Genomic DNA, 17,245 nt, shown 5'->3' with positions numbered 1-17,245 from the left:
GTCTTTAAATTAACAAGATCTCTAATTTATTAATACTCTTATTGTAAAATTTTCAATGATTACGGACTTAAGAAGCGACACTTTCACCAAGCCATCGCCTGCCATGATGGAAGCGATGATGCATGCAGCTACCGGCGACGATGTTTGGGGTGAGGACCCAAGCGTGAACCAACTCGAGGCCATTATGGCAGCGCATTTTGGCATGGAAGCAGCCCTTTACTGCCCTTCCGGCACCATGAGCAACCAGATCGCCATTAAAGTACATACGCAACCCGGCGACGAATTGATTTGCGGCGAGCACGCCCACGTATACATTTACGAAGGCGGCGGCATCGCCTCCAACTCCGGCGTGCAGGTCAAACCTATAGAAAGCGACCGCGGCCTGCTTGCAGCTGCCGATATTATCAATGCCATCAACCCGGATGACGTTCACAAGGCCCGTACTTCAATCGTATCACTGGAAAATACGAGCAACCGTGGCGGTGGCTGCTGCTACGAGTTTGAGCAGCTGGAGCAGATACGCGAGGTATGCGACCGGCACGACCTGGCCCTGCACCTGGACGGCGCCCGCCTGTTTAACGCTTTGGTAGCGACCGGACAGCAGCCCAAAGCCTACGGCCGCCTGTTCGACAGCATCTCCGTGTGCCTCAACAAAGGCATGGGATGTCCGATGGGATCTGTATTGATGGGCAGCGCCAATTACATCAAACAAGCCAGAAGAGTACGTAAAAGGTTAGGTGGCGGGTTGCGCCAGGCAGGTTATATGGCTGCCTGCGGACTATACGCCATGGAACATAACATCAGCCGCCTGGCAGACGATCATACCAATGCTAAACGCATTGCCCGCGCGCTCCTGAAACGCGACTTTACCGGTCACATGCTGCCCGTAGACACGAACATCATCATTTTCGACGTACAAGGCGACTGGACGCCGGTAACCTTTACCGACCACCTACGCCAGCACGGCGTATTGGCCCACGTCGTATCTGCCACCCAGGTACGCATGGTCACTCACCTTGATGTGACTACGGAAATGACTGACAGGGTTTGTGACATTATTGCAGCGATGGGGTTGTAAAAACATATTTAGACGATTGTAAGCCCGGCTACGTGATCCGTTGCCGGGCTTTTAACAAATAGGAATGTAAATTTTGATGGGGGATTATCTTACATGGGCATGAACCTTATGCGGATCACCTCATATGGGTGTGAACCTTTTTAAAATGTGACAAACTAGCTCTCAAGTTTTTCTAGTATAAGACAGGTGTAAACCTTAATCCGGATTATCTCACAAGGGTGTAAACCTATTTTAGGACGGGACACTCACATAACTCTCACATAACTCTCACATAACTCTCACATAACTCTCACATAACTCTCACATAACTCTCACATAACTCTCCTATTGGACTTACATTGGACTTCCCCTCTACAACTTTTGCACTCTTACAACATTTCCATGACGCAACCCGCCCCTCAAGGGCTTCTCACGACAACCAACTATCCTCCTGACTACCTCCAGCCTCCCGGGATCCTCCGGGGATCCTTGCTGCGGTTGCTGTCAACTCGCTGTCACAGTGCTGATACAGGGTGTTGACAGCAAGGATCTTCGAAGGATCCACGAAGGATCGTCTTTAATCGCTGAGGAAAGCACCAGACGGTGCAGTGAGTGACACAACGGCGGCTGAACAGGGTGAAGAGCTGGTGCAACTATTATTGTAATTCACTGCTTTCTGGTTATTTTTGCGATTCAACGTTTTTACCTCGTATATGGAATTATCGAAGAACTATACCCCCTCGGGTACGGAAGAAAGGTGGTACGCGCACTGGATGGACAATGGTTATTTCAGCTCCAAACCAGACGGCAGGCCGCCGTTTACCATTGTGATACCGCCCCCTAACGTTACGGGGGTACTGCACATGGGCCACACCCTGAACGAAACCGTACAGGACATTTTGATCCGTAAAGCCCGCATGAGCGGCTTCAATGCCTGCTGGGTCCCCGGTTCTGACCATGCTTCCATTGCCACCGAAGCCAAGGTGGTAGAGATGCTCAAAAAAGAAAAAGGCATCGATAAATCACAGCTCACCCGCGAAACGTTCCTGGAACACGCGTACGAGTGGAAGGATAAATACGGCGGTATCATTTACCACCAGATCAAAAAGCTGGGCTGCTCCTGCGACTGGGACCGTGTTAGCTTTACGATGGATGATCATTATTACAAAGCGGTGATCAAGGTATTCGTAGACCTGTACAATAAGGGTTTGCTGTACCGCGGCGCGCGTATGATCAACTGGGACAGTAAGGCCAAAACGGCGCTGAGCGACGAAGAGGTGGAATACAAAGACCTCACCGGCAAACTGTACCATGTAAAGTACCCGATCGTGAATGCGGCCGGCGAAAAGACAGGCGAGTTCATTACCATCGCCACCCAACGCCCGGAAACGATCATGGGCGATACGGCGATCTGCGTAAACCCGGATGATGAGCGCTACAAACATCTGAAAGGCCACTTCGCCCTGGTACCGATGATCGACCGTAAAGTGCCGATCATTTTCGATAATTACGTGGATCCTGCCTTCGGTACCGGTGCGTTGAAAGTGACGCCTGCACACGATATCAATGACTACAACCTGGGGCTCAAACACAACCTGGAAGTGGTGGACACGCTGAACGACGACGGCACGCTGAGCGAGGCCGCGATCGTATTTGTGGGCGAAGACCGCTTCGTTGCCCGCAAAAAGGTAGTTGCCACGCTGGCAGAGCAAGGCTTGCTGATCAAGGAAGAAGAATATACCACCCGCCTGGGATACTCGCAGCGTAACCCTACTACGGTAGTGGAACCGCGCATTTCTACCCAGTGGTTCGTGAAAATGGCCGAACTGGCCAAACCTGCCCTGGAAGCGGTGACCAGCGGCGAAGTACGCATTCACCCCGGCGATCGTTTTATGGCGACGTACAAGTACTGGATGGAGAATGTGAAGGACTGGTGCATCAGCCGCCAGTTGTGGTGGGGACAGCGCATACCGGCGTATTATGACGAGAGCGGCAACTTTGTAGTGGCCGAGTCGCAGGAAGAAGCGGTACGCCTGTATACGGAGAAGTTCGGTGCGCCTAACGGCGAACTGCGCCAGGATGCAGATTGCCTGGATACCTGGTTCTCCAGCTGGTTATGGCCGATCGAGGTGTTCGACGGAATTACCAGACCGGGCAACGAGGAAATCAATTACTACTACCCTACCAACGTGCTGGTAACGGGTCAGGATATCATCTTCTTTTGGGTGGCCCGTATGATCATGGCCGGCCTGGAATACAAGCAGGAAAAGCCTTTCAGCGACGTATACTTTACCGGCATGGTGCGCGACAAACAAGGCCGTAAAATGAGTAAGTCACTGGGTAACTCGCCCGATCTGCTGGAACTGATCGAGAAGTTTGGTTCGGACGCGGTTCGCTTCGGCATCATGATATCTTCGCCCGCGGGCAATGACTTGCTGTTCGACGATACCAGCTGTGAGCAGGGTCGCAACTTCACCAATAAGATGTGGAACGCCCTCAAGCTGGTAAAAATGTGGAAAGTAGAAGATACAAAAGCTACGATCCCGCATTTCGCTGTAACCTGGTTCGAAAGCCGCCTGAACGAGGCGCACACCGAGGTAGAAAGCCTGATGAAAGACTTCCGCCTGAGTGAAGCGCTGAAAACCATCTACAGCCTCATCTGGGACGACTTCTGCAGCTGGTACCTCGAGTGGATCAAACCTGGCTTTGAACAGCCGATCGATGCGCAGGTGTATGAGCAAACGATCAACTTCTACGAAAGGCTGATGCAGTTGCTGCACCCGTTCATGCCGTTCGTAACAGAAGAAATCTATCACCTGCTGAAAGACCGTGCCGCCGGCGACGACCTGGTGATCCGCCAGTTTGCTGCTCCGGGTACGATCGACAGCGCCATCCTTGCCGATGGCGAGTTGGCGAAAGAAGTGATCACGAGCATCCGCGATTCGCGCAACAAACACCAGATCAAACCAAAGGATCCGGTGGAGCTGCATATCGAAACCAGCAACGAAGCGGCTTTCCGTCGTATTGAACAAATACTCGGCAAGCAGGTGAACGCCAGTGCGGTGACGTACACGAAAGAAGCGGTAACCGGTGCAATTGCGCTGGTCATCCAGAAAGATAAGTGTTACATCAAAACAGAAACGGAACTGGATACTGCGGCGCAGAAAGACCAGTTGCTGAAAGACCTGGAATACCAGAAAGGCTTTTTGATATCGGTAGAAAAGAAGCTGAGTAACGAACGCTTCGTGGCCAACGCCAAGCCGGAGATCGTAGAGGTGGAAAGGAAAAAGAAGGCAGATGCGGAGGACAAGATCAAAGTAATCGAGGAAAGTTTGAAACTGTTATAATTTTGGAGAGCGTCCGGTCGTTAATACACCGGACGTTCCCTTTTTAAGCACTTATGATACGAAAACTCTTATTTATTGCCTCAATGGCCGGTGCTGTGAGCGCCACTGCGCAAACGACGAAGAAGCCGGCGACTCCTGCTAAAAACACGCTCCGTTTCCGTACTACCTGGAACAACCTGCTGGCCGATAGTTTACCCCGCCCGGACATTATTGCCATGGCCGATTCGCCGCTGGTAGTATGGGATAACAAAAAGAATAAATACCCGGTCGTGTCGTTCGAGTTTACACACGAAAGCCGCGAGATCGGGATAAACGATACTACCAACAAACCGGTGATCTACACTGACTTTACGGGCGAAGTGTTTAAGACAGATCGCCTGTCGCCGATATGGGCCAAACATGTTAAGGAAACCATACAACCGGGGCATGTGTTGTACTTCAATAACATCATTGTAAAGTACGCGGGTGATAAACTGTACATGGTACCGGCGATGAAGTTTTTTGTACGGTAACTGGTATCCTTCCGGATCTGGAGCGCGAAAAAAGAGGCTGCCTCGTGAAGAACGGGCAGCCTCTTTTTTATAAGTATGCCTCGTAAGGAACGAGGAGCTTTTTTTTATGTGGATACCCTAATACGCAAACAACTGCTGCAACGGCAATATCAACTGAAAGTAATGCTGCCGGCCCGGGTCCTGCGGATCGATATCCAACAAGTAGCTATACCGCAACCCGAATGTGAACGGAATACTGTTTCCCACTTTGGTATCGAAATACAACTCTCCCCCTGTGGATGCGTAACGCGTATTACGCAGGCTCCACAGCGTGCGTGCGATACTGTGATCATAAAACACGTTGCCGCGTATCCGCATGAAATATAACATATGCCCAAAGCCCCAATCCGGGTAAGCGATCGGGAAGTGATAGTTGGCGCCGAGTTTATATACGCGTTCGTAAAAAGGTTCGTTGTAACCGCGTGCGTAGGCAAAGTTGTCGTTAAATGCATACCGCAGGCTTGTATCCCTTTGCTGGTAAGCACCCTGCAGCACCAAACTGTGTGTAGGGAATAATCCCGGCAGGTACAAATCGGCCCGCCCCATGAACTGCCAGGCATGCACCGCGTTGACCGACCTGCGATATTGCAGGTACACCGATTGCGCAAAGCGGGAATTGATCTGCTGCCTTGCTTTGATACGCTGGTTTACGAAGCTGAGGGTACCGGTTACATACTGCAATTCCGTATCGCGGAACATGTATTTACTGGACGCGTTTTTGATTCGCTGCTTGTACGTGTAAGTACCGCCGATCGTAAGCGCCCTGCCGTACAGGCCGCGCGACAACTGTAACGGAACAGAAATACCCGCATGCCAGTCGGCCTCACGCCAGAATACTTCTATACTATCGTTCACATACAAACTGCGGTTAAACGTGTAGGCAGCGCCGGTACTAAGATACGGGAACAGCGCGCCGGACAGGATGTCGGCACTGATCTGAGAGCTTCCTTCATTACGATTGTAATTGTAACTGGCAGATGCGGTGACGGTATTAAGAATGTTGTCGCTATAAGCCGTGACGCTGAAATCGGGATCGCTGAATACAGGCACCCAGCTATGCAGGTTGAACATTCCATGCAACTGTGAATACTTCGTGACCGGATTGTTTGTTTGCGGCACCCTGCCGATAATACTTCCGCCTTCTTTGAAGTCCGGCCGCAGCCAGGCACTTTGCGACGCCTGTACCTTACGGAATTGCAGCGGCGTGCGGAACAGTTTATAGCCTTTGGCCGTGAACTCGCTGAACACGAGCTGCCCGTCGCTGACCGCCATATGTTGCACGCCGTTGCGGGCGTTGGTGACTTGATGAACACCGTCGGCTGTTACGGCATACACGTTATCTACGTTGCCATAGTTGGCAGTAAGCAGTATCGTGTCGCCCTGCAAGGACGGGATGCCCAGTACGTGCCGGTCCCAGGGCAGCAGGAAGGTGCTTTCGCCGGTGGCGATGGATTGTTTAATGAGCGCAATGCGGCCGTCAGGGCCACGCACACCGGCAACGACCGACTGTCCGTCATCTGTAAATTTCGGATAGGTGTAATACCAGTTCTGCGGATTGGGCAGCTGTTTGTACACCTCGCCGGTAGCGGCGTCCAGCACATCCAGGTTGTAATGCATATCGGGACTGGAGGATACGGCACATACCAGTTTACCATCCGCAGAAATATCCGGGGAGAAGTAACGGGTTTTAAGCGTAAGCTGCCGCGTATTGCCGGCCTCATGTATCATTACAACGGAATAGTCTTTCCACGTCCAACGGGGATGGTAGCGGGTTTCCGTCCATACCATACGTTCGTTGCGGTAGCCGAAGTAGTCGTCAAAGCCAAAGCCTGGTGCGAACAACCGCTCTTCGTGACCATTTTTATCAATACGATAGAAGCCGGCGATCTTTTTATAGGAGCTCTTTAGAACAAGCAGGTCGCCATTGGTAGTGGTGTATACATATTTGTAATCGGTTACCGTGCGTACATCGGGGCTTATCATGGCCGTATCGTCGAACGCGCCGGACTGCTGTACGTCGCGCTCCCATTGCTGGCGGTACCAGTTAATGCCGGCGTTGTAGAAGCCGGCCACGTTCTTACCGGTGCGGCGTTTCAGGCTGTGACTGAAGGGATAAATCACCCCGCGGTACCGAACGGCATCGTCCGTAACGTCTTTCCAGAAGGTGGTGCCGTGTTCGTAACGCCCATAGCTGCTCATGATATAGCCGAGCGGGTAATGACTCGGCACGTAATCCTTTAAAGAACCGTTTCTGATCTTCATGTAGGAATAATCCTTCTCCGCCAGCGAAAGTGCCCGGAAACCGTCGAAAAAGGCCGGTAAACGCCCTCTACCCTGTTCACTCAATGCCGTCTCGCTCAACACCGCGTCGCCCTCCCAGTACCAGTTAGGCACGGCGATGTTTGTAGCAGCGGTTTGCCCGAGTTCTCCGCCGATAATGCCCACTACTTTCGAGATGCCTACATTGAAGTTAGTATTCTGTAATACGTGGCGGTATTCGTGGATGCTCAGCTGATCGACCCAGCTCATAGCCCCCATATCATTTGAGTTGGGTGGCGGCGCCAGGTAAAACTCCGAGCGGAAAGGCGCGAGTTGTACGTAACCGTTGGCCTGCAAGGTCTGATTTTGCAGTACGATGCTCATCTTCTCCTGCTTACCGCCGATAGACAGGCGGTTGTGGCGGTTGATGTACATCACGGTATTGGCCACCCGCTGACCGATACTATCCATCCCTTCAGGAAATATCACCCGCACGGTATCGTTGTTGATCTGCCGCCATTTGTGCGAAGGCGGGTTGCCCCCGAACTCCTGGGCATGGGTATAGTGGAATAGCAGCATCGCCATACAGGCGGTGATAAGATGACGCATAGTTGTTTGAAATAGGCTATAAATTTAACGGTTCCGCGCATTAATTGCTACCCCGTCCGGATTTTGTAATTTTGAATAAATTAACCGGGGATTATGGACACACAAAAGCATACGCCGGTACTGCTCACAGATGCAGCAGTAGCGGAACTGCGGAAGCTGATGGAACAGGATGGCTTTGATACCACGCAACACCTGCGTATAGGCGTAAAGGGCGGCGGTGGCTGCTCAGGCGGTGGCATGTCGTACATGCTGGGCTTCGACGCCCCGCTGGAAGATGATGCACGCTTTACCGTGGCGGGCATTCCCGTCATCATTAAAAAAGCGCACGCACTGCACTTAATGGGCATGGAAGTGGGCTACCAGGACAATGACAGCGGCAGGGGCTTCACTTTTAAAAATCCTTTTAGTGAGTAGTCAGCCAACGGCATTGCTACTATTGAACCGCCGTTGCGACGCTCCGTTTAAACATTTGCTCACGCATCAACCTAAAAAGAAAAGCAGGCTTAACGGCTTGCTTTTTTTATGCAACGAAACAAAAAAAGGGCCGGTGCAAATACCGGCCCTTTTCAATATGCTTAGCGCTATACCTTACAGTTTAGGCGCTTTTTCTTTTACTACTACTACTTCTGACTCATTAGCCAGTTCGTTTTTCCTGTCGAAGTCAACGATTACTGGTGCTGCTACGAAGATAGAAGAATAAGTACCGGTAATTACACCGATCAGCATCGCGAATGCGAAACCACGGGTAGCTTCACCACCAAAGATGAACAGGATCAGGATGGTGAGGAACACGGTGAAGGAAGTCATGATCGTACGGCTCAGGGTATCGTTGATCGCCTTGTTTACCGTCGTATTTCTGTCGAGCCCTTTACCATTACGGAAGTACTCACGAATACGGTCGAACACGATCACCGTATCGTTCATCGAGAAGCCTATCACCGTTAGGATCGCCGCAATAAAGTGCTGGTCGATTTCCAGTGGGAAAGGCACTACGTTACGCAGGAAGGAGAATACTGCCAGCGTTACCAGTACGTCGTGCAACAGCGCGAAGATGGTACCGATAGAGTACTGCCATTTGCTGAAACGCATCAGGATGTACAGGAAGATCACGATGATAGAGAACACGGTCGCTTTGATCGCACCGGTACGCAGGTCATCGGAGATCGTTGGAGATACGGTCTGAGAACCTACCACGTATTTACTCATGAATGTTTCATAAGTAGTACCGGCAGGATAGTAGGGTTTAAGGCCGTCGAACAGTTTGCTGGATACTTCCTGGTCGATCGTCTGAGATTGCTCTTCGATCTTGTAAGAAGTAGTGATGCTCAGCTGCTCGGAGGTCTGGCCTACTGTTTTCACGAAAGGTTCTGCTTCAAATACTTTCGCCAGGTTTTCTCTTACTTCCTCACGGTTTACTTCTTTGTCGAAACGAACCGTATAGCTACGGCCACCCGCGAAGTCGATACCGTGGTCGAAACCGTTAAAGAACGAAGCGATACCCAGTACCATTACCACCGCAGAAATAGCGTACGCGATCTTACGTTTGCCTACGAAGTCGAAGTTCGCATGCTTGAAGATTTTGCGGGAAATAGGTGTGAAGTATTCGAAGTGACGTTTTTTGTTTGTCCAGAAGTCGGTGATCATACGGGATACGAGGATACCGCAGAACAGGGACAGCAACAGACCGATGATCTGTGTAGTTGCGAAGCCCAGTACCGGACCAAGACCGAAGTAGAACAGGATCAGCGCCGTGAGCAGGGAGGTGATGTGACCATCCAGTACCGGTGCGAGGGAACGTTTGTAACCGTGTTCCACCGCTTCCTGGTAGGTGCGGCCGCGACTCAGTTCGTCCTTGATCCTTTCAAATATGATTACGTTCGTATCCACGGCCATACCGATGGTTAATACCAGACCGGCGATACCAGGCATCGTGAGCGTTGCGCCGAGCGAAGCGAGGATACCTACGGTGAACAGCAGGTTGAGGATGAGGGCGATGTTAGCCACCCAGCCGCCTGTGTTATAGTACACCAGCATCAGTACGAAAATTACCGCAAAGGAGATCGCGAAGGATTTAGCACCTGCAGCGATAGACTCAGCACCCAGGGTTGGGCCGACGATCTGTTCCTGTACGATTTTAGCCGGGGCAGGCATTTTACCTGATTTCAGGATATTAGCCAGGTCATTCGCCTCATCAACGGTAAAGTTACCGGAGATAGAAGACTGACCATTAGGAATCTCACCATTAATAGAAGGAGCTGAATATACGATACCATCCAGTACCACGGCTACGTAATTAAACGTTCTGCGGTCTTCGATGTTGCCTGGTTTCAGCGCACCGGTCATCCTGCGCCATTCGCGGGTACCGGTTTCGTCCATGGTCATGGATACTTCTGCGTTACTGTTCTGGTCGAACGATTGTTTCGCATCGGTTACCATTTCGCCCGTTACTTTCGCTTTCGGGTTTACCGGGTTTACTTTCAGACCGTAAACAGGCAGGTAGTTTTTAGCTTCCGGATTTTTAGAAGCAGCGCCCCAGGCCAGCACGAAATCTCTCGGCAATACCGCTTTAACAGCAGGCAGGTTGAAATAACGGCGGAGGGTCGCAGTATCTTTAATATGTACGTTACCGATAGAAGGGCCAAAGTCGGTGTTGCCTTGCTGGTCCATGTTAGGCACCATCACCGCGAACAGGGGAGCCTGTTTGGCGAAGTCGGCCTGCATTTTAGCAACGGAATCCAGTTTGGAACCTTTACCACTGTCGGCAGCCAGGGCTACGTCGAGGCTACCGATAGCAGATGTATCTTTCGTAGCGGCGGCAGTAGCAGCAGCGGCAGTATCCTGAGCAGGAGTTGCAGCAGCAGCGGTAGCGGCAGTGTCGGTAGTTGTTTTGGCAGTGCTGTAACCGAGGTAGTTTCTTACGGCTTCATTAACGGCGCCTAAAGTCTGGTTAGCAAATTCAGGCGTGTTTTTGTGCACCTCGCGGAATTCCAGGTTAGCGCTGGCCTGCAGGTATTTACGTACGCGGTCTGCGTCATCAACACCGGCAAGTTCCACAGAGATGATACCTTTATTTTCATCAAGGCTGATGTTAGGCTGCGCTACACCAAACTTGTCGATCCTTTTCTGTAGTACGAGGTAAGTGTTTTTGATCGCTTCAGACGAACGTTTGCGGATCACACTCAGTACCTGTTCGTTAGAGGAGTTGAAGTTCAGGTCTTTCTGGCTGGCGTTTGCGAAGATAGACGCCAGTTTACCCTGTGGGGCTTGCTGGGCATAAGCTTCACCGAACAACGTAACGAAGTCGGACTGGCTTGATTTCTTCATTTCCCGGGCTTTAACCAGGGCCGCATTGAAGGCCGGATCTTTAGAGTAGCCGGAGAGGGAGCGGATCACGTCTTCCACGCTTACATCCAACACCACGTTCATACCGCCCTGGAGGTCAAGACCCAGGTTCAGTTCTCTTTCTTTCGCTTTGGTATAGGTGACAAACCAGGGAAAACCCGCAATTTCTTCACCACTGGTGCTGTCAATGATCTCCTGTTTCCTTGCGCTCAGCAGATCCTTCAGCGTGTCTCCTGTAGCTGCAGGATACTTTTTGGCCACATCTTTTTCGGCCTGCTGCTTTATCTTCTTCTCATAGTTCCGTACCACAAACGTGAAGGACAATTGATACAAAGAGATAAGGATCAGTGCGACAGCAAAAAATCTAACCAGTCCTTTTAGTTGCATGTTGATTCGGGTTTATAATTTTTTTTTAAGAGTTGCAAAGATAGAATTTAAATTGATATATTAAAGTGCCCGTCAAAAGTCCTGCAAATACATTATTTGCCTGATTTTGAGCGCCTTTTGACCGTAACAATTTTTTCTACGCCATACCGACATGCTTGCTTTGCAATAATACAGTTACTCGCGGCAGCCTGCCATACTACGAAAATTCTATGAATTAACAGCCAACGGAACGCAACTTTTGCCAAATTATTACGTAAAATTCGCCTAAACGGGCCAAAAGCTTTATTTTTCGGCCGGTGTAACTTCTTCCCTCCTGTTTCGTTTAACAAAGAACGCTTCCCGCATTTAGTGCCGGAATGCCTGTTGCGCCAGGCGAAGTGAGGTGTAAGGCACAGGAAAATACAAACCGCATCTTTAGCGTTATAAGCTAACATATGAGAAACAGATCAATAAACTATAAACCAAAAGAGAGCATGCTAACAAGAATGAACCGACTCTGGACGCTGGTGGCAGCAGCCGCAATTTTGATTACCGGATTTTCTTCCTGCCTGAAAAGTGGCGATCCGCAACCCGCACAACCGTACTCCATCCTCAGCCTGATTAACCTGGCAGTGTACCCTGCATCTCAGGATGTATTTAACAATGGTAAAAAGATCACCTCAAGAGCTTTCGAGTTTGGCCAGTACGCAACCTTACAGGTTACGCCCGGCACACAGGAGTTTTCGTTTAAGAAATACAACTCCGACAGCTCGCTGACGACTAACCAGGCCCTTTACGATACCCTGGCATGGCACAGCGTAATCACTTATAACAATAATGTAGCAGGTGCTGACAGCTCAGTTAAAGTGGTAAACATCATCGAAGATTATTCAAACGTAACTTCCGATAAAGCTTACATGCGCTTCCTCCATGTTGGACAGGACGTAGGTAATGTAAGAGTAGTGGTGAATGATGTAGAAATCTTTGGTGAGCGCGCGTATGGCGACTTCGTTGGCAGCACTTACCAGAAATTCTGGGGCACCAACGCAGGTGTGGTGAAAATTGAAGTGTTCGAACTGGGATCCACCACCGCGCTGGCAAGCAAAACCTTTACCGATTTTGCTGCTGGTAACGTTTATACTGTTTACCTGGCCGGCCTGAAAAAAGCCGCTGGTACCGATGCGCGCAAGATCGCACTGAACGTTTACAAACACAGCCTGTACTAGTTTACAGCTATATAAACCGTCTTGAACAGGAAAGGGAGCATCATTGCTCCCTTTTTTTATGTAGGTTTGCCGCGGCCAAAAGGCTATTAATCAATTTCTATGTTACAACTAGCAGAACGACTTTCGAGGATATCCGAGCCGCAAACCATCAAGATGGCGAAACTGAGCCGCGAACTGAAGGCGCAGGGAATAGATATTGTAGACCTCAGCATCGGTGAACCCGACTTTGATACGCCTGTACACATTCGCGATGCAGCGAAAAAGGCCATTGACGAAGGATTTACCCATTACACACCCGTAGCCGGCTATCCAGAAGTAAAGAAGGCTGTAACCGTGAAACTGCAACGCGACAACGGACTTACCTATACCCCGGAGCAGATCGTCGTATCTACCGGTGCCAAGCAAAGTATTGCCAACGCCGTGCTCAGCATCATTAATCCGGGCGATGAGGTGATCATCCCTACCCCCTACTGGGTTACGTACTCAGAGCTGGTGAAGCTTTGCCAGGGCGAAGTGAAGTTCGTTGCCTGCGGTATCGAAAACGATTACAAGATCACGCCTGCACAGTTGGAGGCCGCCATCACGCCCAAAACGCGGATGTTCATGTTCTCCTCCCCCTGTAACCCGACTGGCTCCGTATACTCCCGCGAGGAGCTGGAAGCGCTGGCTGCCGTGTTTGCTAAACACCCGCAGATATACATCCTTTCTGACGAGATTTACGAATACATCAATTATATCGGCGCACATACCAGCATTGCCAGCTTCGGCGACCTGAAAGAGCGTACCGTGATTATCAACGGCCTCAGTAAAGGCTTTGCGATGACTGGCTGGCGCCTGGGGTACCTGGCGGCACCGCTGCACATTGCAAAAGCAGCCGACAAGATCCAGAGCCAGTTTACCTCCGCCACCTGTTCTATCACGCAAAAAGCAGCCGTAGCGGCCCTCACCGGCCCGCTGGACACTGCCAACGACATGGTAGCCGAGTTCCGCAACCGTCGCGCTTTTGTATATAATGCAATGAAGGAAATTAAAGGTCTCGTGGTAAACGAGCCTGCCGGAGCATTCTACATGTTCCCGGACGTGAGTGCTTTTTTCGGCAAAACGGCCGAAGGCATGGAGGTAAACAACGCCGACGACCTGTGTATGTATCTGCTGCACAAAGCCAACGTATCGCTGGTAACCGGCGCTGCCTTCGGGGCGCCCAACTGCCTGCGCATGTCATACGCCTCTTCTATGGAGAAACTCACCGAAGGTTTAAAACGCCTGAAAGCGGGGTTGGAAAAACTGCAATAACTTTTAAGCGATAAGTGCGAAGGGAGGAACGGTCATCGTTCCTCCCTTCGCGTTTTATAATAACTTCAGTAACGTTTCATGCAAGGCCAGCACCTGCGGAATGACAGGCTGCTGCTCGTTATTATAGATCACGTAATCCGATAATTTCGCTTTGATGGATTCATCTATCTGCTTGTGCATACGCGCCAGCACCTCGTTACGGGTAACGTTATCGCGCTTCATCACCCGCTGAATGCGGAGCGCCTGTTGTGCAAATACACAGATCACCTTGTCCACATGATGGAACGATTCCGTTTCAAACATTAATGCGGCCTCTTTGATCACGTACGGCGCGTTTTGCCTGTTGGCCCATACTTCGGAATCGCGGATGGTGGCAGGGTGCACCAGGGAATTTAAGAGCGCCAGTTTGGCGGGATCATTAAACACGATGTTAGCGATATACTTCCTTTCCAGTTCGCCTGCGGCATTGTAGGCGCGATCGCCAAAGTGCTGCCTTACTTCGGACACCAGCTGTTCGTCCTCCGTCATCAACAGTTTCGCACGATCGTCTGCGTAGTAAACAGGTATGCCCAGTAGTTCGAATATCTTCGCTACTGTAGTTTTGCCCGAACCGATTCCTCCAGTGAGACCAATGATCATCATACACGCAATGTCGTAAAAATGTACAAAAACACAAAGCCCGCTTCGTGGAAGAAGCGGGCTTGTAAGATGTTATCTGTAAACAGTTATTTCTTTTCTTCTGCGGCAGGAGCCTGTGCAGCCTGAGAGTATTCGCGGCTGATAGCAGAACGCTCCATGGTTACGCTGGTACCAACGGCGATTTCCACCAGGATGGTGCCATCTGCGTTGATCCTTTTGATTTTACCGTGCATGCCGGCAATGGTAACGATTTTATCACCTTCTTTCAGACCTTCGCTGAATTGTTTTTGTTCTTTTGCTTTCTTGGTTTGTGGACGGATCATGAAGAAATACATCACAACGAGCATACCACCGATGAACAGCAGGTTACCCATCCCGAATCCACCGCTACCCTGGCCGGCCGGAGGCGCGCCCATCAGCAGCGTGTTTAATAAATTAATGTACATTTTATTGTTGTTTATTGTTTTAGAACAAGTTATGCCTTCTTAACGATCGTGCATTGCACTTTAGGGCCTTTTACTACAGGCGGCTCGGTGTTAGCCTCGATCGTGATTTCTTTTTCAGTAAAACCTTCGGGTTTTCCTTTGCTGTTGAAGCTCACCTTCATGTAGCCTGATTCACCCGGTTTAATGGGTTCTTTAGGCCATTCGGGCACCGTACAACCGCAGCTGGCTACGGCATTGCGGATCAACAGGCTGCCTTTACCGGTGTTGGTGAACTTAAAGGAGTACTCCACGATTTCACCTTCAGTAATTTTGCCAAAATCATGCACCGCGTTCTCGAAAGTGATCACGGGCAGTTCGCCTTTGTTTTCGCCGGATGATAACGACGTACCTTCCTGCGCACCTTCGGTTTTAGCCTGGTTGTTGTTGCAGGACACAGTTAAAATGCCTAAGGCGAGGATGTAAACCAGTTTCTTCATATGGAAAGAGGAGTTTGACGTAAAATTAGTTTTTCCGTCGGGCTTTCTTTATTTTTTTGTGCGATCGGTTTTCTGGATACGTCCTGCCTGTTCCAGGTCTTTCAGGATGTTATCCAGGATGCCGTTTACGAACTGGCCACTCTGCGGTGTGCTGTAAGCCTTTGCCAGGTCGATATACTCATTGATGCTCACCTTTGTAGGGATCGTCGGGAAGTACAGGAACTCGCAAACGCCCATCTCCATCAGCAGCATATCCACGGCCGCAATACGGTCGGAGTCCCAGTTCTGGAGTTTAGGTTTAATCAGTTCGAGGCAGTATTCCTTCTTATCGATCACGGTGCGGAGCAGTTCTCTGGCGTATTCGAGTTTTTCCTTGCTGATCAGCTGCAGGAAGTTAAAGAGCTGCGGTTTGGAGAAGTAGTTACCGATCAGGAGGCCCATCATTTCGGCATCGTCGCCCCAGTTCAGGAAGTGATCGTCCATGTGCTGGAGGAACAATTCATTTTTGCTGAGTACTTCTTTATAGATAAACTCCATCATCTGCTTCTCTGCCGACTTTGTACGGCCCTCTTCGGCGATGTACGCCTTATAGGTATCGGTTTCGGTGAGGGTGTTATAGAGTTTACGCAGCAACTCCTGGTCTGGCAGGAATTTCAGCTTCCAGCTATCCAGGTTTACTTTAAAACCATTGTCGTTAATGATCTGGTACAGGAACTCGTTACCAGCTATTTTCGTGCTCACGTTCAGGTCTTCCTCGGAGGGAAGGTGCTTGGAGGCACGGGCCTGCGAATCGGTTTCGGCATATTGCGCCACCTGTGTTACCATGTACAACAGGTACGTAAATACCTGGCTTGTCTGGTCTAACTTCTCGTTCAGCAGACTGGTGGCTGTACCAGGCTTCACCTGCTCCATTGTCTCGAGGGTGTACAGCGTCTGCATCACCTTTACTCTGATGTTTCTTCTACTAATCATGCATGCAAAATGGCCGCAAATCTACGTTTTTATGCGCATATGGGAAAATTTGTTACGGACGCGTTTGCCGATACCTGATCACCGCCAGCACTTTAACGGCTGTAATTATCGCTAAACTCCGGTAGGATGCTGCGTATGGCGCCTGACAAGCCCCTGCCAGAACAGGCGGCCTGACTGTCAACCCACTGTAAAATTGACATTAATTGACAGTACGCTGTCAGTTACTTATCTTTGTCGCCTGCAAATTTGACCCGAAACGGTCGTTGGCATAATTCTCGTGAACTCAGCAACATCAAACATTAAAATCTTTTTAAACTACAAATAACCATGGCTAAGTCTAAATTAAGTATTAAACCACTGGCTGACAGGGTGATCGTTAAACCCGCAGCAGCAGAAGAAAAAACAGCAGGCGGCATCATCATCCCCGACACCGCTAAAGAAAAACCTCAGCGCGGTACTGTAATTGCAGCTGGTCCTGGTAAAAAAGACGAACCTGTTTCTGTTAAAGTAGGTGATACTGTACTTTATGGCAAATACTCCGGCACAGAGGTGAACCTGGAAGGCGAAGATTACCTGATCATGCGCGAGTCAGACATCCTGGCGATCGTTTAATTCCATTGCGTTTACGCGAACTGAACACAATCAAATCATTAAAACAACTC

At 50.2% G+C, this 17,245-nt stretch carries 13 protein-coding genes; 7 read left to right on the top strand and 6 right to left on the bottom strand.

What is annotated here, in order from left to right:
• Positions 1 to 55: 55 nt before the first annotated feature.
• From ltaE to MKQ68_RS03955, 3 genes are all read left to right on the top strand, one after another.
• A complete protein-coding gene (ltaE, locus tag MKQ68_RS03965) occupies positions 56 to 1,078 on the top strand; it encodes a low-specificity L-threonine aldolase (protein ID WP_264282175.1) in 1,023 nt (340 codons plus the stop codon).
• A 692-nt stretch (positions 1,079 to 1,770) separates the two neighbouring features.
• Entirely contained in the window at positions 1,771 to 4,404 is a 2,634-nt protein-coding gene (locus MKQ68_RS03960) for a valine--tRNA ligase (RefSeq protein ID WP_264282174.1), read from the top strand.
• A 53-nt stretch (positions 4,405 to 4,457) separates the two neighbouring features.
• Positions 4,458 to 4,916: a hypothetical protein gene (locus MKQ68_RS03955; protein WP_264282173.1), complete on the top strand. Its 459-nt coding sequence runs from the start codon at positions 4,458 to 4,460 to the stop codon at positions 4,914 to 4,916.
• A gap of 117 nt (positions 4,917 to 5,033) precedes the next feature.
• Here the strand turns inward: MKQ68_RS03955 and MKQ68_RS03950 are convergent, their stop codons facing one another.
• The gene (locus MKQ68_RS03950; RefSeq protein WP_264282172.1) at positions 5,034 to 7,823 is read right to left on the bottom strand and encodes a TolB family protein; all 2,790 of its coding nucleotides are present in this window, start codon (positions 7,821 to 7,823) and stop codon (positions 5,034 to 5,036) included.
• Positions 7,824 to 7,916: 93 nt separating this feature from the next.
• Here MKQ68_RS03950 and MKQ68_RS03945 point away from each other — a divergent pair, with 93 nt between their 5' ends.
• Positions 7,917 to 8,237 carry a HesB/IscA family protein gene (locus tag MKQ68_RS03945; RefSeq protein ID WP_244841554.1) on the top strand — a complete coding sequence of 107 codons (321 nt, stop codon included), beginning with the start codon at positions 7,917 to 7,919 and terminating at the stop codon, positions 8,235 to 8,237.
• Positions 8,238 to 8,411: 174 nt separating this feature from the next.
• Here the strand turns inward: MKQ68_RS03945 and secDF are convergent, their stop codons facing one another.
• Complete coding sequence (gene secDF, locus MKQ68_RS03940) at positions 8,412 to 11,552, bottom strand: protein translocase subunit SecDF (RefSeq protein WP_264282171.1); 3,141 nt, start codon at positions 11,550 to 11,552, stop codon at positions 8,412 to 8,414.
• A 473-nt stretch (positions 11,553 to 12,025) separates the two neighbouring features.
• Here secDF and MKQ68_RS03935 point away from each other — a divergent pair, with 473 nt between their 5' ends.
• Both MKQ68_RS03935 and MKQ68_RS03930 read left to right on the top strand, forming a co-directional pair.
• Entirely contained in the window at positions 12,026 to 12,757 is a 732-nt protein-coding gene (locus MKQ68_RS03935; RefSeq protein WP_264282170.1) for a DUF4397 domain-containing protein, read from the top strand.
• A gap of 99 nt (positions 12,758 to 12,856) precedes the next feature.
• Positions 12,857 to 14,050 (top strand): pyridoxal phosphate-dependent aminotransferase, encoded by a 1,194-nt coding sequence (locus tag MKQ68_RS03930; RefSeq protein ID WP_264282169.1) that lies wholly within the window; start codon positions 12,857 to 12,859, stop codon positions 14,048 to 14,050.
• Between the two features lie 54 nt (positions 14,051 to 14,104).
• Here the strand turns inward: MKQ68_RS03930 and coaE are convergent, their stop codons facing one another.
• From coaE to nusB, 4 genes are all read right to left on the bottom strand, one after another.
• Positions 14,105 to 14,692 (bottom strand): dephospho-CoA kinase, encoded by a 588-nt coding sequence (gene coaE, locus MKQ68_RS03925; protein WP_264282168.1) that lies wholly within the window; start codon positions 14,690 to 14,692, stop codon positions 14,105 to 14,107.
• An 83-nt stretch (positions 14,693 to 14,775) separates the two neighbouring features.
• Positions 14,776 to 15,135 (bottom strand): preprotein translocase subunit YajC, encoded by a 360-nt coding sequence (gene yajC / locus MKQ68_RS03920; protein ID WP_264282167.1) that lies wholly within the window; start codon positions 15,133 to 15,135, stop codon positions 14,776 to 14,778.
• A 29-nt stretch (positions 15,136 to 15,164) separates the two neighbouring features.
• On the bottom strand, positions 15,165 to 15,611 hold the full coding sequence (locus MKQ68_RS03915) for a DUF1573 domain-containing protein (protein WP_264282166.1): 447 nt from the start codon (positions 15,609 to 15,611) through the stop codon (positions 15,165 to 15,167).
• Positions 15,612 to 15,659: 48 nt separating this feature from the next.
• Positions 15,660 to 16,583, bottom strand: a complete 924-nt coding sequence (gene nusB, locus MKQ68_RS03910) for a transcription antitermination factor NusB (RefSeq protein WP_264282165.1) — start codon at positions 16,581 to 16,583, stop codon at positions 15,660 to 15,662.
• A 327-nt stretch (positions 16,584 to 16,910) separates the two neighbouring features.
• On the opposite strand from nusB, the gene MKQ68_RS03905 reads away from it, so the two are divergent.
• Positions 16,911 to 17,195 carry a co-chaperone GroES gene (locus MKQ68_RS03905; protein WP_285892325.1) on the top strand — a complete coding sequence of 95 codons (285 nt, stop codon included), beginning with the start codon at positions 16,911 to 16,913 and terminating at the stop codon, positions 17,193 to 17,195.
• Positions 17,196 to 17,245 lie beyond the last annotated feature (50 nt).

The organism is Chitinophaga horti (assembly GCF_022867795.2).
Lineage (GTDB): Bacteria > Bacteroidota > Bacteroidia > Chitinophagales > Chitinophagaceae > Chitinophaga > Chitinophaga horti.
This window is presented reverse-complemented; position numbering and strand designations above follow the sequence as displayed.